Annotated in this window: 14 protein-coding genes and 3 tRNA genes; 3 read left to right on the top strand and 14 right to left on the bottom strand. The window is 37.3% G+C overall.

Annotation, left to right across the window (positions count from 1 at the left end):
• Nucleotides 1-10 precede the first annotated feature (10 nt).
• The 6 genes from SJY23_RS01195 to SJY23_RS01170 form a co-directional block, all read right to left on the bottom strand.
• The gene (locus tag SJY23_RS01195) at nt 11-850 is read right to left on the bottom strand and encodes a phytoene/squalene synthase family protein (RefSeq protein WP_035336076.1); all 840 of its coding nucleotides are present in this window, start codon (nt 848-850) and stop codon (nt 11-13) included.
• On the bottom strand, nt 850-2,310 hold the full coding sequence (locus tag SJY23_RS01190) for a phytoene desaturase family protein (RefSeq protein WP_396597159.1): 1,461 nt from the start codon (nt 2,308-2,310) through the stop codon (nt 850-852). The genes SJY23_RS01195 and SJY23_RS01190 overlap by 1 nt, the downstream gene beginning before the upstream one ends.
• Nucleotides 2,303-3,232: a MerR family transcriptional regulator gene (locus SJY23_RS01185; protein ID WP_396597158.1), complete on the bottom strand. Its 930-nt coding sequence runs from the start codon at nt 3,230-3,232 to the stop codon at nt 2,303-2,305. The genes SJY23_RS01190 and SJY23_RS01185 overlap by 8 nt, the downstream gene beginning before the upstream one ends.
• 235 nt (nt 3,233-3,467) lie before the next feature.
• Nucleotides 3,468-3,550: transfer RNA gene (locus SJY23_RS01180), tRNA-Leu, on the bottom strand.
• A 145-nt stretch (nt 3,551-3,695) separates the two neighbouring features.
• Nucleotides 3,696-3,768, bottom strand: a tRNA-Lys gene (locus SJY23_RS01175).
• A 129-nt stretch (nt 3,769-3,897) separates the two neighbouring features.
• Nucleotides 3,898-3,970 (bottom strand) — tRNA-Lys (locus SJY23_RS01170).
• Between the two features lie 119 nt (nt 3,971-4,089).
• Between SJY23_RS01170 and SJY23_RS01165 the strand changes: the two genes are divergently transcribed.
• Nucleotides 4,090-4,611: a shikimate kinase gene (locus tag SJY23_RS01165; protein WP_035336084.1), complete on the top strand. Its 522-nt coding sequence runs from the start codon at nt 4,090-4,092 to the stop codon at nt 4,609-4,611.
• Here the strand turns inward: SJY23_RS01165 and SJY23_RS01160 are convergent.
• Together SJY23_RS01160 and SJY23_RS01155 are read right to left on the bottom strand one after the other, a co-directional pair.
• The gene (locus SJY23_RS01160) at nt 4,603-5,106 is read right to left on the bottom strand and encodes a phosphoribosyltransferase family protein (protein WP_035336087.1); all 504 of its coding nucleotides are present in this window, start codon (nt 5,104-5,106) and stop codon (nt 4,603-4,605) included. The two genes, SJY23_RS01165 and SJY23_RS01160, sit on opposite strands and share 9 nt — an antisense overlap.
• A gap of 41 nt (nt 5,107-5,147) precedes the next feature.
• Nucleotides 5,148-5,543 carry an RNA-binding S4 domain-containing protein gene (locus SJY23_RS01155; protein WP_396597157.1) on the bottom strand — a complete coding sequence of 132 codons (396 nt, stop codon included), beginning with the start codon at nt 5,541-5,543 and terminating at the stop codon, nt 5,148-5,150.
• An 89-nt stretch (nt 5,544-5,632) separates the two neighbouring features.
• Here SJY23_RS01155 and SJY23_RS01150 point away from each other — a divergent pair, with 89 nt between their 5' ends.
• Nucleotides 5,633-6,658 carry an FKBP-type peptidyl-prolyl cis-trans isomerase gene (locus tag SJY23_RS01150; protein ID WP_396597156.1) on the top strand — a complete coding sequence of 342 codons (1,026 nt, stop codon included), beginning with the start codon at nt 5,633-5,635 and terminating at the stop codon, nt 6,656-6,658.
• Between the two features lie 298 nt (nt 6,659-6,956).
• On the opposite strand, the gene SJY23_RS01145 is transcribed toward SJY23_RS01150, so the two are convergent.
• The 5 genes from SJY23_RS01145 to pyrE all read right to left on the bottom strand — a co-directional run bounded on the left by SJY23_RS01145 (nt 6,957) and on the right by pyrE (nt 10,691).
• Nucleotides 6,957-7,586, bottom strand: a complete 630-nt coding sequence (locus SJY23_RS01145) for a porin family protein (RefSeq protein WP_035336093.1) — start codon at nt 7,584-7,586, stop codon at nt 6,957-6,959.
• Nucleotides 7,587-7,683: 97 nt separating this feature from the next.
• Nucleotides 7,684-8,637 (bottom strand): transketolase family protein, encoded by a 954-nt coding sequence (locus tag SJY23_RS01140; RefSeq protein WP_396597155.1) that lies wholly within the window; start codon nt 8,635-8,637, stop codon nt 7,684-7,686.
• Between the two features lie 47 nt (nt 8,638-8,684).
• A complete protein-coding gene (locus tag SJY23_RS01135) occupies nt 8,685-9,530 on the bottom strand; it encodes a transketolase (RefSeq protein ID WP_396597154.1) in 846 nt (281 codons plus the stop codon).
• Between the two features lie 110 nt (nt 9,531-9,640).
• The gene (locus SJY23_RS01130; protein WP_396597153.1) at nt 9,641-10,033 is read right to left on the bottom strand and encodes an SRPBCC family protein; all 393 of its coding nucleotides are present in this window, start codon (nt 10,031-10,033) and stop codon (nt 9,641-9,643) included.
• A gap of 16 nt (nt 10,034-10,049) precedes the next feature.
• Entirely contained in the window at nt 10,050-10,691 is a 642-nt protein-coding gene (pyrE, locus tag SJY23_RS01125) for an orotate phosphoribosyltransferase (protein WP_035336098.1), read from the bottom strand.
• A gap of 7 nt (nt 10,692-10,698) precedes the next feature.
• Here pyrE and SJY23_RS01120 point away from each other — a divergent pair, with 7 nt between their 5' ends.
• Nucleotides 10,699-11,322 carry an NUDIX hydrolase gene (locus SJY23_RS01120; RefSeq protein ID WP_035336099.1) on the top strand — a complete coding sequence of 208 codons (624 nt, stop codon included), beginning with the start codon at nt 10,699-10,701 and terminating at the stop codon, nt 11,320-11,322.
• On the opposite strand, the gene SJY23_RS01115 is transcribed toward SJY23_RS01120, so the two are convergent.
• Nucleotides 11,290-13,038: a M14 family metallopeptidase gene (locus SJY23_RS01115; RefSeq protein WP_396597152.1), complete on the bottom strand. Its 1,749-nt coding sequence runs from the start codon at nt 13,036-13,038 to the stop codon at nt 11,290-11,292. The two genes, SJY23_RS01120 and SJY23_RS01115, sit on opposite strands and share 33 nt — an antisense overlap.
• Nucleotides 13,039-13,123: the final 85 nt, after the last annotated feature.

Genomic DNA, 13,123 nt, shown 5'->3' with positions numbered 1-13,123 from the left:
GGGGATTCTTTTAAATAAGGTTTAAACGATATTTTACATAGCTACGTGCAAGCAGACTTGCCTTTACGTAGTCTGGTACGCGCACTCTTGTGTTCCTAATTTCGGCAGAGGGAACGCGTTTAAGTTTTGTGAGTAGTTTTCGATAATAACGGAAAGCGGTATACACACCAAACTTTGCTTCTATAGGCAGTCTATTTATACCTGCTAGTCCCTTTGCAAAGTCTTCTTCTATCTCTTCGATAATACGCTGCTTAGAGGCTTCATCAAGATTTACAAGATTTGTATTAGGGAAGTAAGTGCGACTTAGTCCTTCAAAATCTGCCTTGAGGTCACGTAAAAAGTTTACTTTTTGAAAGGCAGAGCCTAAACTCATCGCGCTGTCTTTAAGGCTTTCGTATTTTTCTTTGTCTCCTTTTACAAAAACGGTAAGACACATAAGGCCTACTACATCTGCGCTTCCGTAAATGTATTCCTTGTACTCTGCATCCGTGAGATAATCTAGTTTTGTGAGATCTAGGCGCATACTTTTCATAAACGATGCGATATGTGCAGGGTCTATATCATATTTATGCACGGTCTCTTGAAAGGCGTTGAGAATAGGGTTGAGGCTTATTTTATCTGTAAGCGCGTGCTCAAGATCTTCTTCAAAACGTTTGAATAGCGTAGGCTTGTCATAGTCGTGAAAAGAATCTACAATCTCATCTGCAAATCTTACAAAACCATAAATGTTATAAATGTCCTGACGTATACAGGGTGCAAGCATTTTAGTCGCGCTTGCAAATGAGGTGCTATATGATTGAGTTACAACCTTTGCACAGCTTCTCGATACGGTGTCAAATAGAGATTTCATTATTTAATTGATTTGCTTATTAATTTTGATACAAGCTTACCAGATATGAGGGCTGGAGGTACGCCAGGTCCTGGAACCGTTAACTGTCCAGTAAAATACAAATTTTTAACTTTCTTACTTCTTAAATTAGGTCTAAGAAAAGCTGTTTGCTTTAAAGTATTTGCCATTCCGTAGGCATTTCCTTTATAACTGTTATACTCACTTACAAAGTCATCTACACAAAATGACTTCTTAAAGATAATATGATTTCTAAAATTTTGACCAGATAATCGCTCTAGTCTTTCCATTATAATATCAAAATATTGATCACGTAGTGCCTGCGTATCTTCTACACCAGGAGCTATAGGGATTAAGAAAAATCCATTTTCTTTACCTTCTGGCGCCATTGTCTCATCTGATACCGATGGGAAATTTGCATAAAATAAAGGCTCTTCTGGCCAAGCAAGATCGTCATAAATGGTTCTTGCGTGCTGGTCAAAATCTGTATCAAAGAACAAGTTGTGATGAGCTACGTTATCAAACTTTTTATCAAAACCTACATAAAAGAGTAGTGATGACGGTGCAAATACACGGCTGTCCCAGTACTTCTCTGTGTATTGTCTATATGATGGGTCTAGCAAAGTCTCACTGTGATGATAGTCTGCTCCACTTACGACATAATCTGCAGTAATGGTTTCCCCATTAACTATAATTCCTTGTACTTTTCCTTGATCTACCAGAATTTTACTGGCACCAGCGCTTGTATGAGTTTTTACTCCTAGTGAGTGTGCCAGCTTAATCATCCCTTTGATGACCTCGTGCATACCACCTTTAGGATGCCAAGTCCCTAAGCCAAAATCTGCATAGTTCATAAAACGATAGAATGCAGGTGTGTTATTAGGTTTAGCTCCGAGAAACAATACTGGAAATTCTAAAATAGAAACCAGCTTTTCATTTTTAAAAGCCTTGCGCACGTCATCACTTATAGTCTTAAAAAACTGATTTACGCGTACTGCCGTTTCTGGAGTTACAAGTTCAAAAGGTGAAAGGCCTGGCTTGTTTACTACATCGTTAATAGCAATGTCATAGTTGACTCCAGCATTTTTTATAAACTTTTTGAGTTGAGGAGAGCTCCCTGGCTCTATACGCTCAAACTCTGTAGCTATTTTATCTAGCGTATCACCTATGGTTACAACTTCATCTTTAAACCAAACGTAATAAGCGGGGTCCAGCTTTTCTAACTGGTAAAAGTCTGAAACCTTTTTATTAAAATCTCCAAAAAACTTTTCAAAGATGTCTGGCATCCAGTACCAGCTAGGGCCCATATCAAAAGTAAAGCCCTCTTCTTTAAGTTGTCTGGCACGACCACCTAGGGTTTGATTTTTTTCATAAAGGTGCACCTCGTTACCAGCTTGAGCAAGATAACACGCAGCAGATAGGGATGAAAATCCAGATCCTATAATTACAATTTTTTTATGCATATGATGGTGTAGACTGTTTTATAACATTTACAAACTCTCTTATGCTAAGCATAATGTGAATGTTTGAAGGAACTTTTGTTTCATCTATTTTGCTAGTCATTGCTCCTAGTACGTAGAGGTCTAATTTCTGATTTTCAAAAACAGCATTAAATTCTTCAAAATATTGTGGAATCTCGCTTTCTAGGGGGTTCACAGTGAAGTAAGATGCAAATGATAGATTAGGGTGATTTACAGAAAGGTATTTTAAGTTGGAAAGCATAATGCTTTGACCCAAGTAAATAACCTTGTAGCCATGGGATACCAATTCATAATTAAGAAATAATAGCCCTAACTCATGTATCTCATTCTCGGGAAGAAAAAGTGCAAATGTCTTTTCTTTCAGCGGTGGAACGTTGATCTGAGTTTTTTCAATATTAATAAGAATTTTGTGCTTTATAAGATTAAATATAAAATGTTCGTGTGATGGATTGATAGTGTCTGTTTGCCATAGCAATCCTATCTCATGTAATAATGGTATAAAAACCTCATAAAATATTTTTACAAAGGGCTTAGTCTCATTAAGGGCATTATATGTTTTGTGAAATAAATTTTGATCAAAATTCATCATCGCTATCTTGAAAGAATTGATAGCGTGGTTTTCACTAGACTCATCAGAATCAGAAATCAAACTTGCAACTAGCGCCGCAATTTCTTTAGTCGAATGACGAGCAATTTTTGAAATTTTGTATTTGTGCTCTGTAAGAAAAACAACATTAAGTAGCTTTTGTAAATCACTTAGTGCATAAGTTCTTATATTGGTATCTGTACGTAGTGGTTCAAGAAGTCCATATCTTTTCTCCCATATACGTATGGTGTGAGCCTTAATACCACTTAAGCCCTCAAGGTCCTTTATACTAAATTTTGTTTTTACAGCATTTTTCATAAAACTCCTTATTTATATGTAAAAGTAGGGAATTTAATTATTTTGTTTAACCTATGACTATTAAAATTTAAACAAAGTTTATGAAAATAGGGTTGCGCTTTCGCGAAAGCGTGAATATTTCAAATAAAAGGACTAGTATGATAACCTTTCTGCGTGCATAGTATCTGAGGGATCTTTATAATCAGGAAAGAATTACAATAAAAAAGAGAGTTAATCTTAAGACTAACTCTCTTTGTACCCGGGATGGGACTTGAACCCACACGCAACTAGTGCACACGGCCCTCAACCGTGCCTGTCTACCAATTTCAGCACCCGGGTAGATAGGTAGCATTTTATCAATGCGGGTGCAAATATAAAATCTTCTTATGAAACTCTAGGGCGAATCTAAAACTATTTTTAAGTGTTGTTAATTTTAGCGCATAAAAAAACCTCCATCTATTGATAAAGGTTTAAACTCATAAAGTGACCTGGCTGGGGCTCGAACCCAGGACCCTCTCCTTAAAAGGGAGATGCTCTACCAACTGAGCTACCAGGTCGTCATTTTAACGAGGGTGCAAATATAAAGTCTTCTTTTGAAACTAAAGGCTTAAATGTGAAAAAATTTTAAGAACATTTTTGGTCATAAAAAAACCTCCATCTAGTGATGGAGGTTTGCACTTATCAAGTGACCTGGCTGGGGCTCGAACCCAGGACCCTCTCCTTAAAAGGGAGATGCTCTACCAACTGAGCTACCAGGTCATTGCCTTATTGCGGGTGCAAATATACACTTAATTAATTGTTGTAACCAAACGTTTTAAATAAAAATTTCAATCTTTTTTTTAGATTAATATATACCTTTGTTTTTCAATTAGTTTGCTATGAATTATTTTTTGATGGGGTATATGGGTTCGGGAAAATCAACCATTGGACCACTGCTTGCTGAAGCACTTTCTTACAATTTTTTAGATTTTGACGCCTATATAGAAGAGAAAGAGGGGAGTAGCATTACCGAAATATTTGAAAATAAAGGTGAAATTTATTTTAGAAAAGCCGAGACAAGACATCTTAAAGCGCTTATTGATAATAATGATGATGATACAATAATAGCCTTGGGCGGTGGAACACCTTGCTATGGAAATAACTTGCAACTTATTAAAGATGCAAATGCAAAGACTATTTACCTTAATTGGAATTTTAAAGTACTGGCAAATAGATTATGGCAAGCAAAGGAGCAGCGTCCATTAATTGCTAGTATGCAATCGCTAGAAGATCTAGAAGACTATATAAGGAAGCACTTATTTGAGAGAGGTTTTTATTATAACCAGGCAGATATTGTGGTTAAAGTAGAAAGCCAATCAGCAGAAGAACTAACAGCCCAAATTTTAAAGAAATTACTCTAGAACAGCTGTGTCGTTACCTTTTCTAAAAGTGACTTTTACAGATTCATTAAGCGATGTGCTCAATGAAATGCCTTTGAAGTCTGCTTTTACGGGGTATTTTTTGTGATTTCTATTAACTAGTACGGCAGTCTTAAATCTCTTTAATGGTACGTCTAGAAAATGTTTTACGCCATATACAAGCGTTGTACCAGAATTGAGTACATCATCTATAAGTACGATAGATTTATTTTGATACTCACTTGCAGGTAAACTTGTCTGGACCGTACCCAGCGGGTTCTTCTTGTCCATAGTTACTTTACAAAGGATTGTTTTCAGAGGAGATATTTCGGAAAGTACCGTAGCTAGGCGTTCGGCAAATTTGTAGCCATTATCTGCAATACCTGCTAGTATAACCTCTTCTTCATTTGCATTGCTTTCATAGATTTGAAAGGCAATGCGCTTTGTTTTATGGGCTATTGCTTGGTGGTCTAGTATTTTTTCAAGTTTAACTTTCATGTCTGTGCTAGCTTAAGGGTTAAAGATATTCAATTAACCCACTATTCCTCTTCATCACTTTTAAAAAAATCATCATTGTTGTAAATCTCATCAATGCTTCTTCTGTCTTTCTTTGTAGGACGTCCTACACCCTTTTTACGATAGTAATCTTTAGAGTATTTAAGTAATTCTAGTTTTTCTAGATTCTCTTTTGGAGTTTTGTCTCGCACATACATGCCCACTAGTTTTGCACCCAGTCTGCTTTCGGGAAGATCAAGAACTTCTAGAACGTAAGTAACCTGATTTTTGCGCACAGTAATGGTGTCAGTAGGATAGATGTCTCGAGAAGGTTTTACAGAGGTGTTGTTTATTTTTACTTGACCCTTCTTGCAAGCTGTAGTTGCAATAGATCTAGTCTTAAAGTAGCGCACGCACCATAAATATTTGTCTACTCTCATATAAAATGGGATAAAACCGCGTTAATAAAGATAAAGTAATGTGCAAAAATACATCAAAATTGTATCTTGCACTCCTTAAATTAAAATTGATGAAATTAAGAAATTACCTAGGTTTAGCTATAGTTTTATTACTATGTGTTGGTTGCCCTTCTGATGATGATGCAGATATTACAATTGTTCCTCCTAGAGATAGAGGAGAGCAGGCGGTAGAGGATGATGCAGAGATTCGTGATTATCTAGAGACTCACTTCTACAATTATGAAGAATTTGAGAATCCTACAGCAGATTTTGATTACAAAATACGCTTTGATACTATTGCTTCTGTGAATAGTGATAAAACACCAATAATTGATCGACCTGAGTTGACAAGTCTTACTTATAATCGAGAAGATACTGATCAAACGATTTATATACTTACTGCAAGACAAGGATCAAGTGAAAAGCCTGCAGCTACGTATGCAGATTCTACACTCTTAAATTATACGGGTAGAAACTTAAATAGTTCTGTTTTTGACTCTTCGCCTAATCCAGTGTGGTTTGACCTCACTAGAACTATAGATGGTTTTCAAAATGGTATAGCCGGTTTTAAGGGAGCTGGGTCAGGCCCTATGACCAATGGAGATGGAACAACAGCTTACGAAGACTATGGTGTAGGAGCTGTGTTTATACCTAGCGGGTTAGCATATTTTAATCTTCCTCCTGGAAGTGTTGAAATATACAGTCCTCTAGTATTTACTTTTTCTGTTTTTAATGTAGTGATTACAGATCATGATGATGATGGTATTATCACGATAGATGAGGATCTAGATGGTAATGGTTTCCTTTTTGATGAGGCAGATGATCCAGATAGTGATTTGTCTTTTGCATATCAAGATCCAGATGATGATAATGATGGTGTGACTACGAGGTTAGAAATTACGCTTGACGAAGAAGGGAATTTAGTATCATTTATCGATACAGATGGAGACGGGATCAACAATCACTTAGATGATGATGATGATGGCGATGGTAGAAATACTATTGATGAAATCCGAATTAATAGTTCAACGGGAGTTGTTACCTATACAGATACAGATGGAGATGGTACACCTGATTATCTAGATGCAGATAGCTAGGATGTAATCACGCTTTCGCGAAAGCGTTATAGAAATTTAAAAAAGTCACATTGGATAAACCAATGTGACTTTTTTATTTTATCTATTTTAAGGCACTAAATAATGGTCACAACAGATGTCTAAGAAGTAATGAAAAATAGAATATAAAGTGTAAGACCTTCCTAAAAGAGATTAGGAGGTGTGACATAATTGCATTTTCTAATAGCTGGTTATGGTTAATAGCCTTTAAGTTATATCAAAAAAAAATCGAGTATCCTCAGAAAGGATACCCGATTTTAAAATCTATATTTTTTTAAAACTAATTCCCTCCGTCAAGGGCGTAAGATAAACTAAGAATCCATTGCGTTGGTCTCGCATCTACTTTGAAGCCTACACTGTTTTCTTCGGCTTGTGATTCTGTTATAATTGTATTGTCTGTAAATGCTCCTTCATATCTTACATCAATACCAAGTCTACCAAACGAAAGTCCTGCACCTAGCTGGTAACCTACGGTAAATGAATTTTCTGGATCTTCAAAATCAATATCTATCCCATCAAATTCATCATCCAAAATGTATTGGAAAGAAGGCCCACCCTTAACATTCAAAGGCCCTACAACGTTAAACCCTATTAGCACAGGAACATCAATTTTTGACAATTCATAATCTATACTACTAGAGCCTGAAATATTACTCTGATATTCGGTATTAATTTTAGTGTATAATAGCTCTGGTTGTATAAAAATACCAGCAAATTCTGCCTTGTAATATATACCAGCGTGAAAGCCAGACTTGTTTTCTTTGTCAAAAGTACTTTCGGCAAATTCTGATGTAAACTCAAGATCTCCTACAGAGCCATAATTGAGTCCGCCCTTGATACCGAACCCTTCGCTTTGGCTGAATGCAGTTATACTTGATAAGAGTAATACTGCTACAATGATTTTTTTCATAATTGAAGTTTTATTGATTAATAGAGAGACAAATAAAAAGGCAGTATGTTACAATCATACTGCCTATGTCTTTTATATAAACGGTTGTGTTGTTTGATTATTTTCTAGCTACTACTTTTTCTACAGCTTTTACGATGGCATCTGCATTTAGTCCGTACTTTTCCATAAGTTGAGCAGGTGTTCCACTCTCACCAAAGGTGTCTGCTGTGGCAACGTACTCTTGTGGTACAGGGTGGGTAAGAGATAGCTCTCTAGCAACACTCTCACCTAGACCTCCTAAAAAGTTATGCTCCTCTGCAGTTACCACGCATCCAGTCTTTTTTACAGACTTAATGATTGCCTCTGCATCTAGAGGTTTTATAGTGTGTATATTGATTACATCTGCTGTGATGCCTTTTTCGTTAAGTACTTTACAAGCCTCTAGCGCTTCCCAAACAAGGTGGCCCGTTGCAACGATGGTAACATCATTTCCTTCTTGTAATTGTACTGCTTTACCTATTTCAAATGTTTGATCTGCTGGAGTAAAGTTAGGTACTACTGGACGGCCAAAACGTAAGTAAACCGGTCCTACGTGGTCTGCAAGTGCGATAGTAGCCGCTTTAGTCTGGTTGTAATCGCAAGTATTAATCACTGTCATCCCTGGTAACATCTTCATAAGACCTATGTCTTCAAGAATTTGGTGTGTTGCACCATCTTCACCTAGGGTGAGACCCGCGTGAGAAGCACATATCTTCACATTTTTACCAGAGTAGGCTATAGATTGTCTTATCTGGTCATAAACACGACCTGTAGAGAAGTTTGCAAAAGTTCCTGTAAACGGAATTTTTCCTCCTATAGTAAGTCCTGCGGCGATACCCATCATATTAGCTTCGGCAATTCCTATTTGAAAAAAACGTTCAGGGTTTTCATCTATAAACGTCTGTATTTTTAGAGAACCTATAAGGTCTGCACAAAGAGATACCACATTAGGATTTGTTCTTCCTAATTCTGTCATTCCTGCGCCAAAACCTGATCTTGTATCCTTACTGCCTGTATTTTCGTATGTTTTCATTGTAAAAGTTTTTGGTACGCTTTCGCGAAAGCGTAATAAGAAAAGGTTTAGTAATCGCCTAAAGTTTCTGGATTTTGCTCTAGTGCACTAGCGAGTTGATCATCATTAGGAGCTTTACCATGCCACGCGTGGGTACCCATCATAAAGTCTACACCATTACCCATGATTGTGTGTAATAATACACAAACTGGTTTTCCGTTTCCAGAAAGATCTTTGGCTTGATTCATTCCTTTTACAATAGCGTCTACATCATTTCCTTGTTCAATATCAAGAACAATCCACCCAAAGGCTTCAAATTTTGCACGCACGCTTCCCATGTTTAATACGTGGTCTGTGCTACCATCTATCTGCTGGCCGTTGAGATCTACGGTAGCTATAATATTATCAACCTTTTTTGCCGAAGCATACATAATTGCTTCCCAATTTTGACCTTCTTGCAATTCACCATCTCCCATTAAGGTATAGATAGTATGGTTGTCTTTGTTAAGTTTTTTTGCTTGAGCGGCACCTACCGCAACACTTAGTCCTTGCCCTAGTGATCCAGAGGCGATACGCACTCCAGGAAGCCCTTCATGTGTAGTAGGGTGTCCTTGTAGTCTAGAGTTAAGTAGTCTAAAAGTGTTAAGTTCTTCTACTGGGAAATATCCAGAACGAGCTAATACGCTATAAAAAACAGGTGATATGTGACCGTTAGAAAGGAAGAAAAGATCTTCTCCTATACCGTCCATATCAAATCCTTCATTACGTTCCATAAGCTCTTGATAGAGAACCGAAATAAATTCGGCACATCCTAATGATCCGCCTGGGTGTCCAGAACTTACTTTGTGTACTTGTCGTACGATATCTCTACGCACTTGTGTTACAAATGCCTCTAGCTTCTCTATGTCTGCCATATTATTGAATTTATTATGTAAAAATAAGCATATAAAAAAGTCCTACCATCGAGATTGCTCAAGATTGTAGGACTTCTTTGATTTTTACGAAATATTGAATTTAAACTGCTTTATGCAATAACATCCATATTATCAGAAAGTGTGCCTATGAATTTTGTGATAGGTCCTTTAACCATCATAGCCATCATTGCATTGAATTCTCCTTCAAAATGTAGTTGAACTTCACTTTTATCTGCTGCTAGTTCTTTGATGTCTGCAGTAAGTTGGAAAGGTACTTTGTCACTGGCAGCCCCTAATACTACTTTGTTATGAGGAATTCCTTCCTTAAGATCTAGTACTATTTCTGGCATTCCTTTAAGTCCAAAAAGGAAACGTGTGTCGTTTATCTTCTCAAACTTAGTATTTTCGGGCATTAATTTTTCGAAGTTCTCAATGTTCATTAAGAAATTATAAACTTCTTCTGGCGACTTGTCTAATGTCTTTACAGGACTTTCTAAATTCATTTAGGTAGTTTTAATGTTATTTTTCCCAGGTTGATGGGCTTTTGCGCCAGTTTTCTAGCGTTTCTTGTTGTGCTTCTGTGATAAAATTTGTGTCCCTAGCTTGCAGTAATAAATGAGAATAATCACTTAATGTATTAAGTGTAACTCCAGCTTCTTCAAAATTCTGAGTAGCGGTATCAAAACCGTAGGTAAAGATGGCAAGCATGCCTTTTACCGTCATGTTAGAATTTTTAAGAGCTTCTACTGCCATAAGGCTACTCTTACCAGTGCTTATAAGATCTTCTATTACCACTACATTGCTGTTAGGTTCTAGGTGACCTTCTATTTGGTTTTTACGTCCGTGCTTCTTAGGCTCTGGACGTACGTAAGCAAAAGGTACGTTGAGATAATCTGCAACAAGCATACCAATACCTATGGCTCCTGTAGCAACACCCACAATAGCATCTGGCTTGCCGTAGATACTTTCTACTTGCTTTGCCATTTCTTGATGAATGTAGTTTCTAATAGGAGGATACGATAGTGTGATGCGGTTATCACAATAAATTGGGGATTGCCAGCCAGAAGCCCATGTAAAAGGTTCTTGCGGTTGTAATTTTATTGCATTAATTTGCAAAAGCAATTCGGCAGTTTTTTTTGCCGTTTCTTTGTCTAAAATCATACTGCAAATGTATAAAGTTTTTGTGAATGATATTCCTATTATTCTATCTACAGAAAAGGTGATAGGTAAGAACTATAAAACCATCTCTATAAAGAAGGTGAAGATCAAGAAATTGATTAAGAAATTATATAAAGGAGAACAGTTATATATTAACCTCTACCATCCTAAGGAAGAGAAGTTACTCAAGCACCTGCGCAAGAAACTTAAACTTGTGATAGCGGGCGGCGGACTTGTATACAACGATAAAAAAGAAATTCTTTTTATCTATCGCAATGGTCGCTGGGATTTGCCTAAGGGTAAGATTGAGAAAAAGGAAGATATAGAGGACTGTGCCATTAGAGAAGTAGAGGAGGAGACAGGTGTGACGGGACTTACGATAACAAAGCCTCTAGAAATCACTTACCACGTTTTTAAACGTAATGGCGAGTTTAGGCTTAAAGAGACCTTCTGGTTTGAGATGCACACAAGCTGCACAGACGAGCTAGTACCACAAGCAAAGGAAGGTATTAAGAAAGCAAAGTGGCTTAACTTTGAAAAATCACAGAAAGCGCTTGATAAATCTTATGAAAATATCAAGCTCATCTTTCCTAAAGAATATCTAGTTAAGCATCCTAACGATAGGGTAGCGTAGGTGGGCCTTCTCATAACTAGAAGATTTTTTATGAATCCAGTCTAGCTGAGCATACCAGTTATTTGCAAAATCAGAATTTAACGACTTCTTGAGATTAAACTCTATTCTAATTTTAGGGTGGGTCTCAAGAAATTGTTGTGCCTTATCTTCCCATACGTATGGTGAGAAGCCTTCCTTCTGTTGTAATATAGTGTCAAAATAGTTCCAGTTAAAGAAACTATCTGTCGCCTCTGGCTCTAGTGTTTCTAGAATGTAGCGTATTCCTTTTTGATCTGTAGGCACTATATAACCACCTTTAGGTATGGTAACTTCTTCTTCAGAAGTTTTTAAACTTGTGTTGTAATGCAAATAATGACCTTCATAAGGACTCTTGCGGGTTTCATAGGTGTCTATGTGATATACTTGAGCTACAAAAGTAGTATCCATTTTAAGCTGATCAAACTTGATGTCATTTGCCTTTAAGATAAGAGCAATATCTCTGTAACCTCGAGGGATTACATAAGCTTTTGGTATTGTTACCTCCTTAGTAGGCTTAAAATAATCGTAGTAAGTCACCTTCTTAGTAAAAGGTTTATTGACATCATATTTGAGACGCTCCTTCCCGGTCACTTCACTAGGCTGCATCTTTCCTTCATATCCTAAGAAATCTAGGGTGGTGGTTTTGGTCGTGTCTAGAGCAAATTGTACGGGATAAGTTTCCGCTTTCGCGAAAGCGTTAAAAGCACCCTCGCGCATTTCTTTAATCTTTGTGCCGTTTTCGGCAGTGATTTTTAAGATGCTCTTCATTAATTCGTATGTTCCTTCTACACGTGGTTTATAAGGCTTCAGCATGTGGGTTTCTACCATGAGGCCGATAGTATTCCAGAGCGAAGTGAAACCCGTCGAGTAGCGTGGGTAATCCATAAACTGGCTGAAACCTTTTTCTGGAGTACTGTTAAAAACGTTTACATACGGAGTAATCTCCCAGTCTTTGGCTTTAAGATCTTCCTCAAGCATAGGCTGGAATTCCTCATGGACATAATCACCTAATGCTCCTCCTAATTTGTTGTGCTGTGTAAAGAGGTGTGTAAGCGTGTATTGATAATCTGCGCCATTGCTTACGTGATTATCTATAAAAACATCTGGCTCAATCATGTGATAAATCTCTGCAAAAGCGGCAGCATTTTTTGTGTCACGCTTTATAAAATCACGATTGAGATCATAATTTTGAGCATTACCGCGGAAACCATATTCTTTTGGTCCGTTTTGATTGGTTCTCGTCCCGCTATTGCGGTTAAGAGCGCCACCCACATTATAGATTGCAATCGCACTTACCCATGTGTTTTCTGGGGCCTCTATCTTTCCTTGTGCGAGGTCTCGCATAAGCATCATAGTTGCATCTATCCCGTCTGACTCCCCAGGGTGAATACCATTATTAATGAGAATTCGGCGCACATCCATATCATTAGAAAACTCACTATCAAAGCTTCGGTTGGGATTAAAAGTAACAAGTGTAAGTGGTTCGCCAATGTCTGTCGTGCCTACTTCATAGGTTTTAATAGAGCGATACGCAGTATCAAGATCTTTATAAAAAGCGATGACTTCTTGGTAGGTTGGGGTTTCTGTACCTCCACTTTTTTCAAAGCGTGTAGTAAAGTCTTTATTTTCTGGATTGTCTTTTGTGTCACCACAACTGATTGCAATGGCGAGTAGCGGGAGTAAAAAAAGTCTTTTCATTTGGTTGAACTTGAAGTGTGAAGATACAAATTGGTTCAAAAATAAAAAGCAAGTTGTTTTGAGCAGTATAGTGTTAAGTTACGCT

It is taken from the genome of Dokdonia sp. R86516, assembly GCF_044596715.1.
Taxonomy (GTDB): domain Bacteria; phylum Bacteroidota; class Bacteroidia; order Flavobacteriales; family Flavobacteriaceae; genus Dokdonia.
This window is presented reverse-complemented; position numbering and strand designations above follow the sequence as displayed.

Excerpts from the sequence above, each read along its gene's own strand:
- SJY23_RS01140 (WP_396597155.1), bottom strand. The coding sequence starts at position 8,637 with ATGAAAACATACGAAAATACAGGCAGTAAGGATACAAGATCAGGTTTT.
- SJY23_RS01160 (WP_035336087.1), bottom strand. The coding sequence starts at position 5,106 with ATGAAAGTTAAACTTGAAAAAATACTAGACCACCAAGCAATAGCCCAT.
- SJY23_RS01135 (WP_396597154.1), bottom strand. The coding sequence starts at position 9,530 with ATGGCAGACATAGAGAAGCTAGAGGCATTTGTAACACAAGTGCGTAGA.
- SJY23_RS01115 (WP_396597152.1), bottom strand. The coding sequence starts at position 13,038 with ATGAAAAGACTTTTTTTACTCCCGCTACTCGCCATTGCAATCAGTTGT.
- SJY23_RS01185 (WP_396597158.1), bottom strand. The coding sequence starts at position 3,232 with ATGAAAAATGCTGTAAAAACAAAATTTAGTATAAAGGACCTTGAGGGC.
- SJY23_RS01120 (WP_035336099.1), top strand. The coding sequence starts at position 10,699 with ATGTATAAAGTTTTTGTGAATGATATTCCTATTATTCTATCTACAGAA.
- SJY23_RS01195 (WP_035336076.1), bottom strand. The coding sequence starts at position 850 with ATGAAATCTCTATTTGACACCGTATCGAGAAGCTGTGCAAAGGTTGTA.
- SJY23_RS01190 (WP_396597159.1), bottom strand. The coding sequence starts at position 2,310 with ATGCATAAAAAAATTGTAATTATAGGATCTGGATTTTCATCCCTATCT.
- SJY23_RS01155 (WP_396597157.1), bottom strand. The coding sequence starts at position 5,543 with ATGAGAGTAGACAAATATTTATGGTGCGTGCGCTACTTTAAGACTAGA.
- SJY23_RS01165 (WP_035336084.1), top strand. The coding sequence starts at position 4,090 with ATGAATTATTTTTTGATGGGGTATATGGGTTCGGGAAAATCAACCATT.
- pyrE (WP_035336098.1), bottom strand. The coding sequence starts at position 10,691 with ATGATTTTAGACAAAGAAACGGCAAAAAAAACTGCCGAATTGCTTTTG.
- SJY23_RS01150 (WP_396597156.1), top strand. The coding sequence starts at position 5,633 with ATGAAATTAAGAAATTACCTAGGTTTAGCTATAGTTTTATTACTATGT.
- SJY23_RS01130 (WP_396597153.1), bottom strand. The coding sequence starts at position 10,033 with ATGAATTTAGAAAGTCCTGTAAAGACATTAGACAAGTCGCCAGAAGAA.
- SJY23_RS01145 (WP_035336093.1), bottom strand. The coding sequence starts at position 7,586 with ATGAAAAAAATCATTGTAGCAGTATTACTCTTATCAAGTATAACTGCA.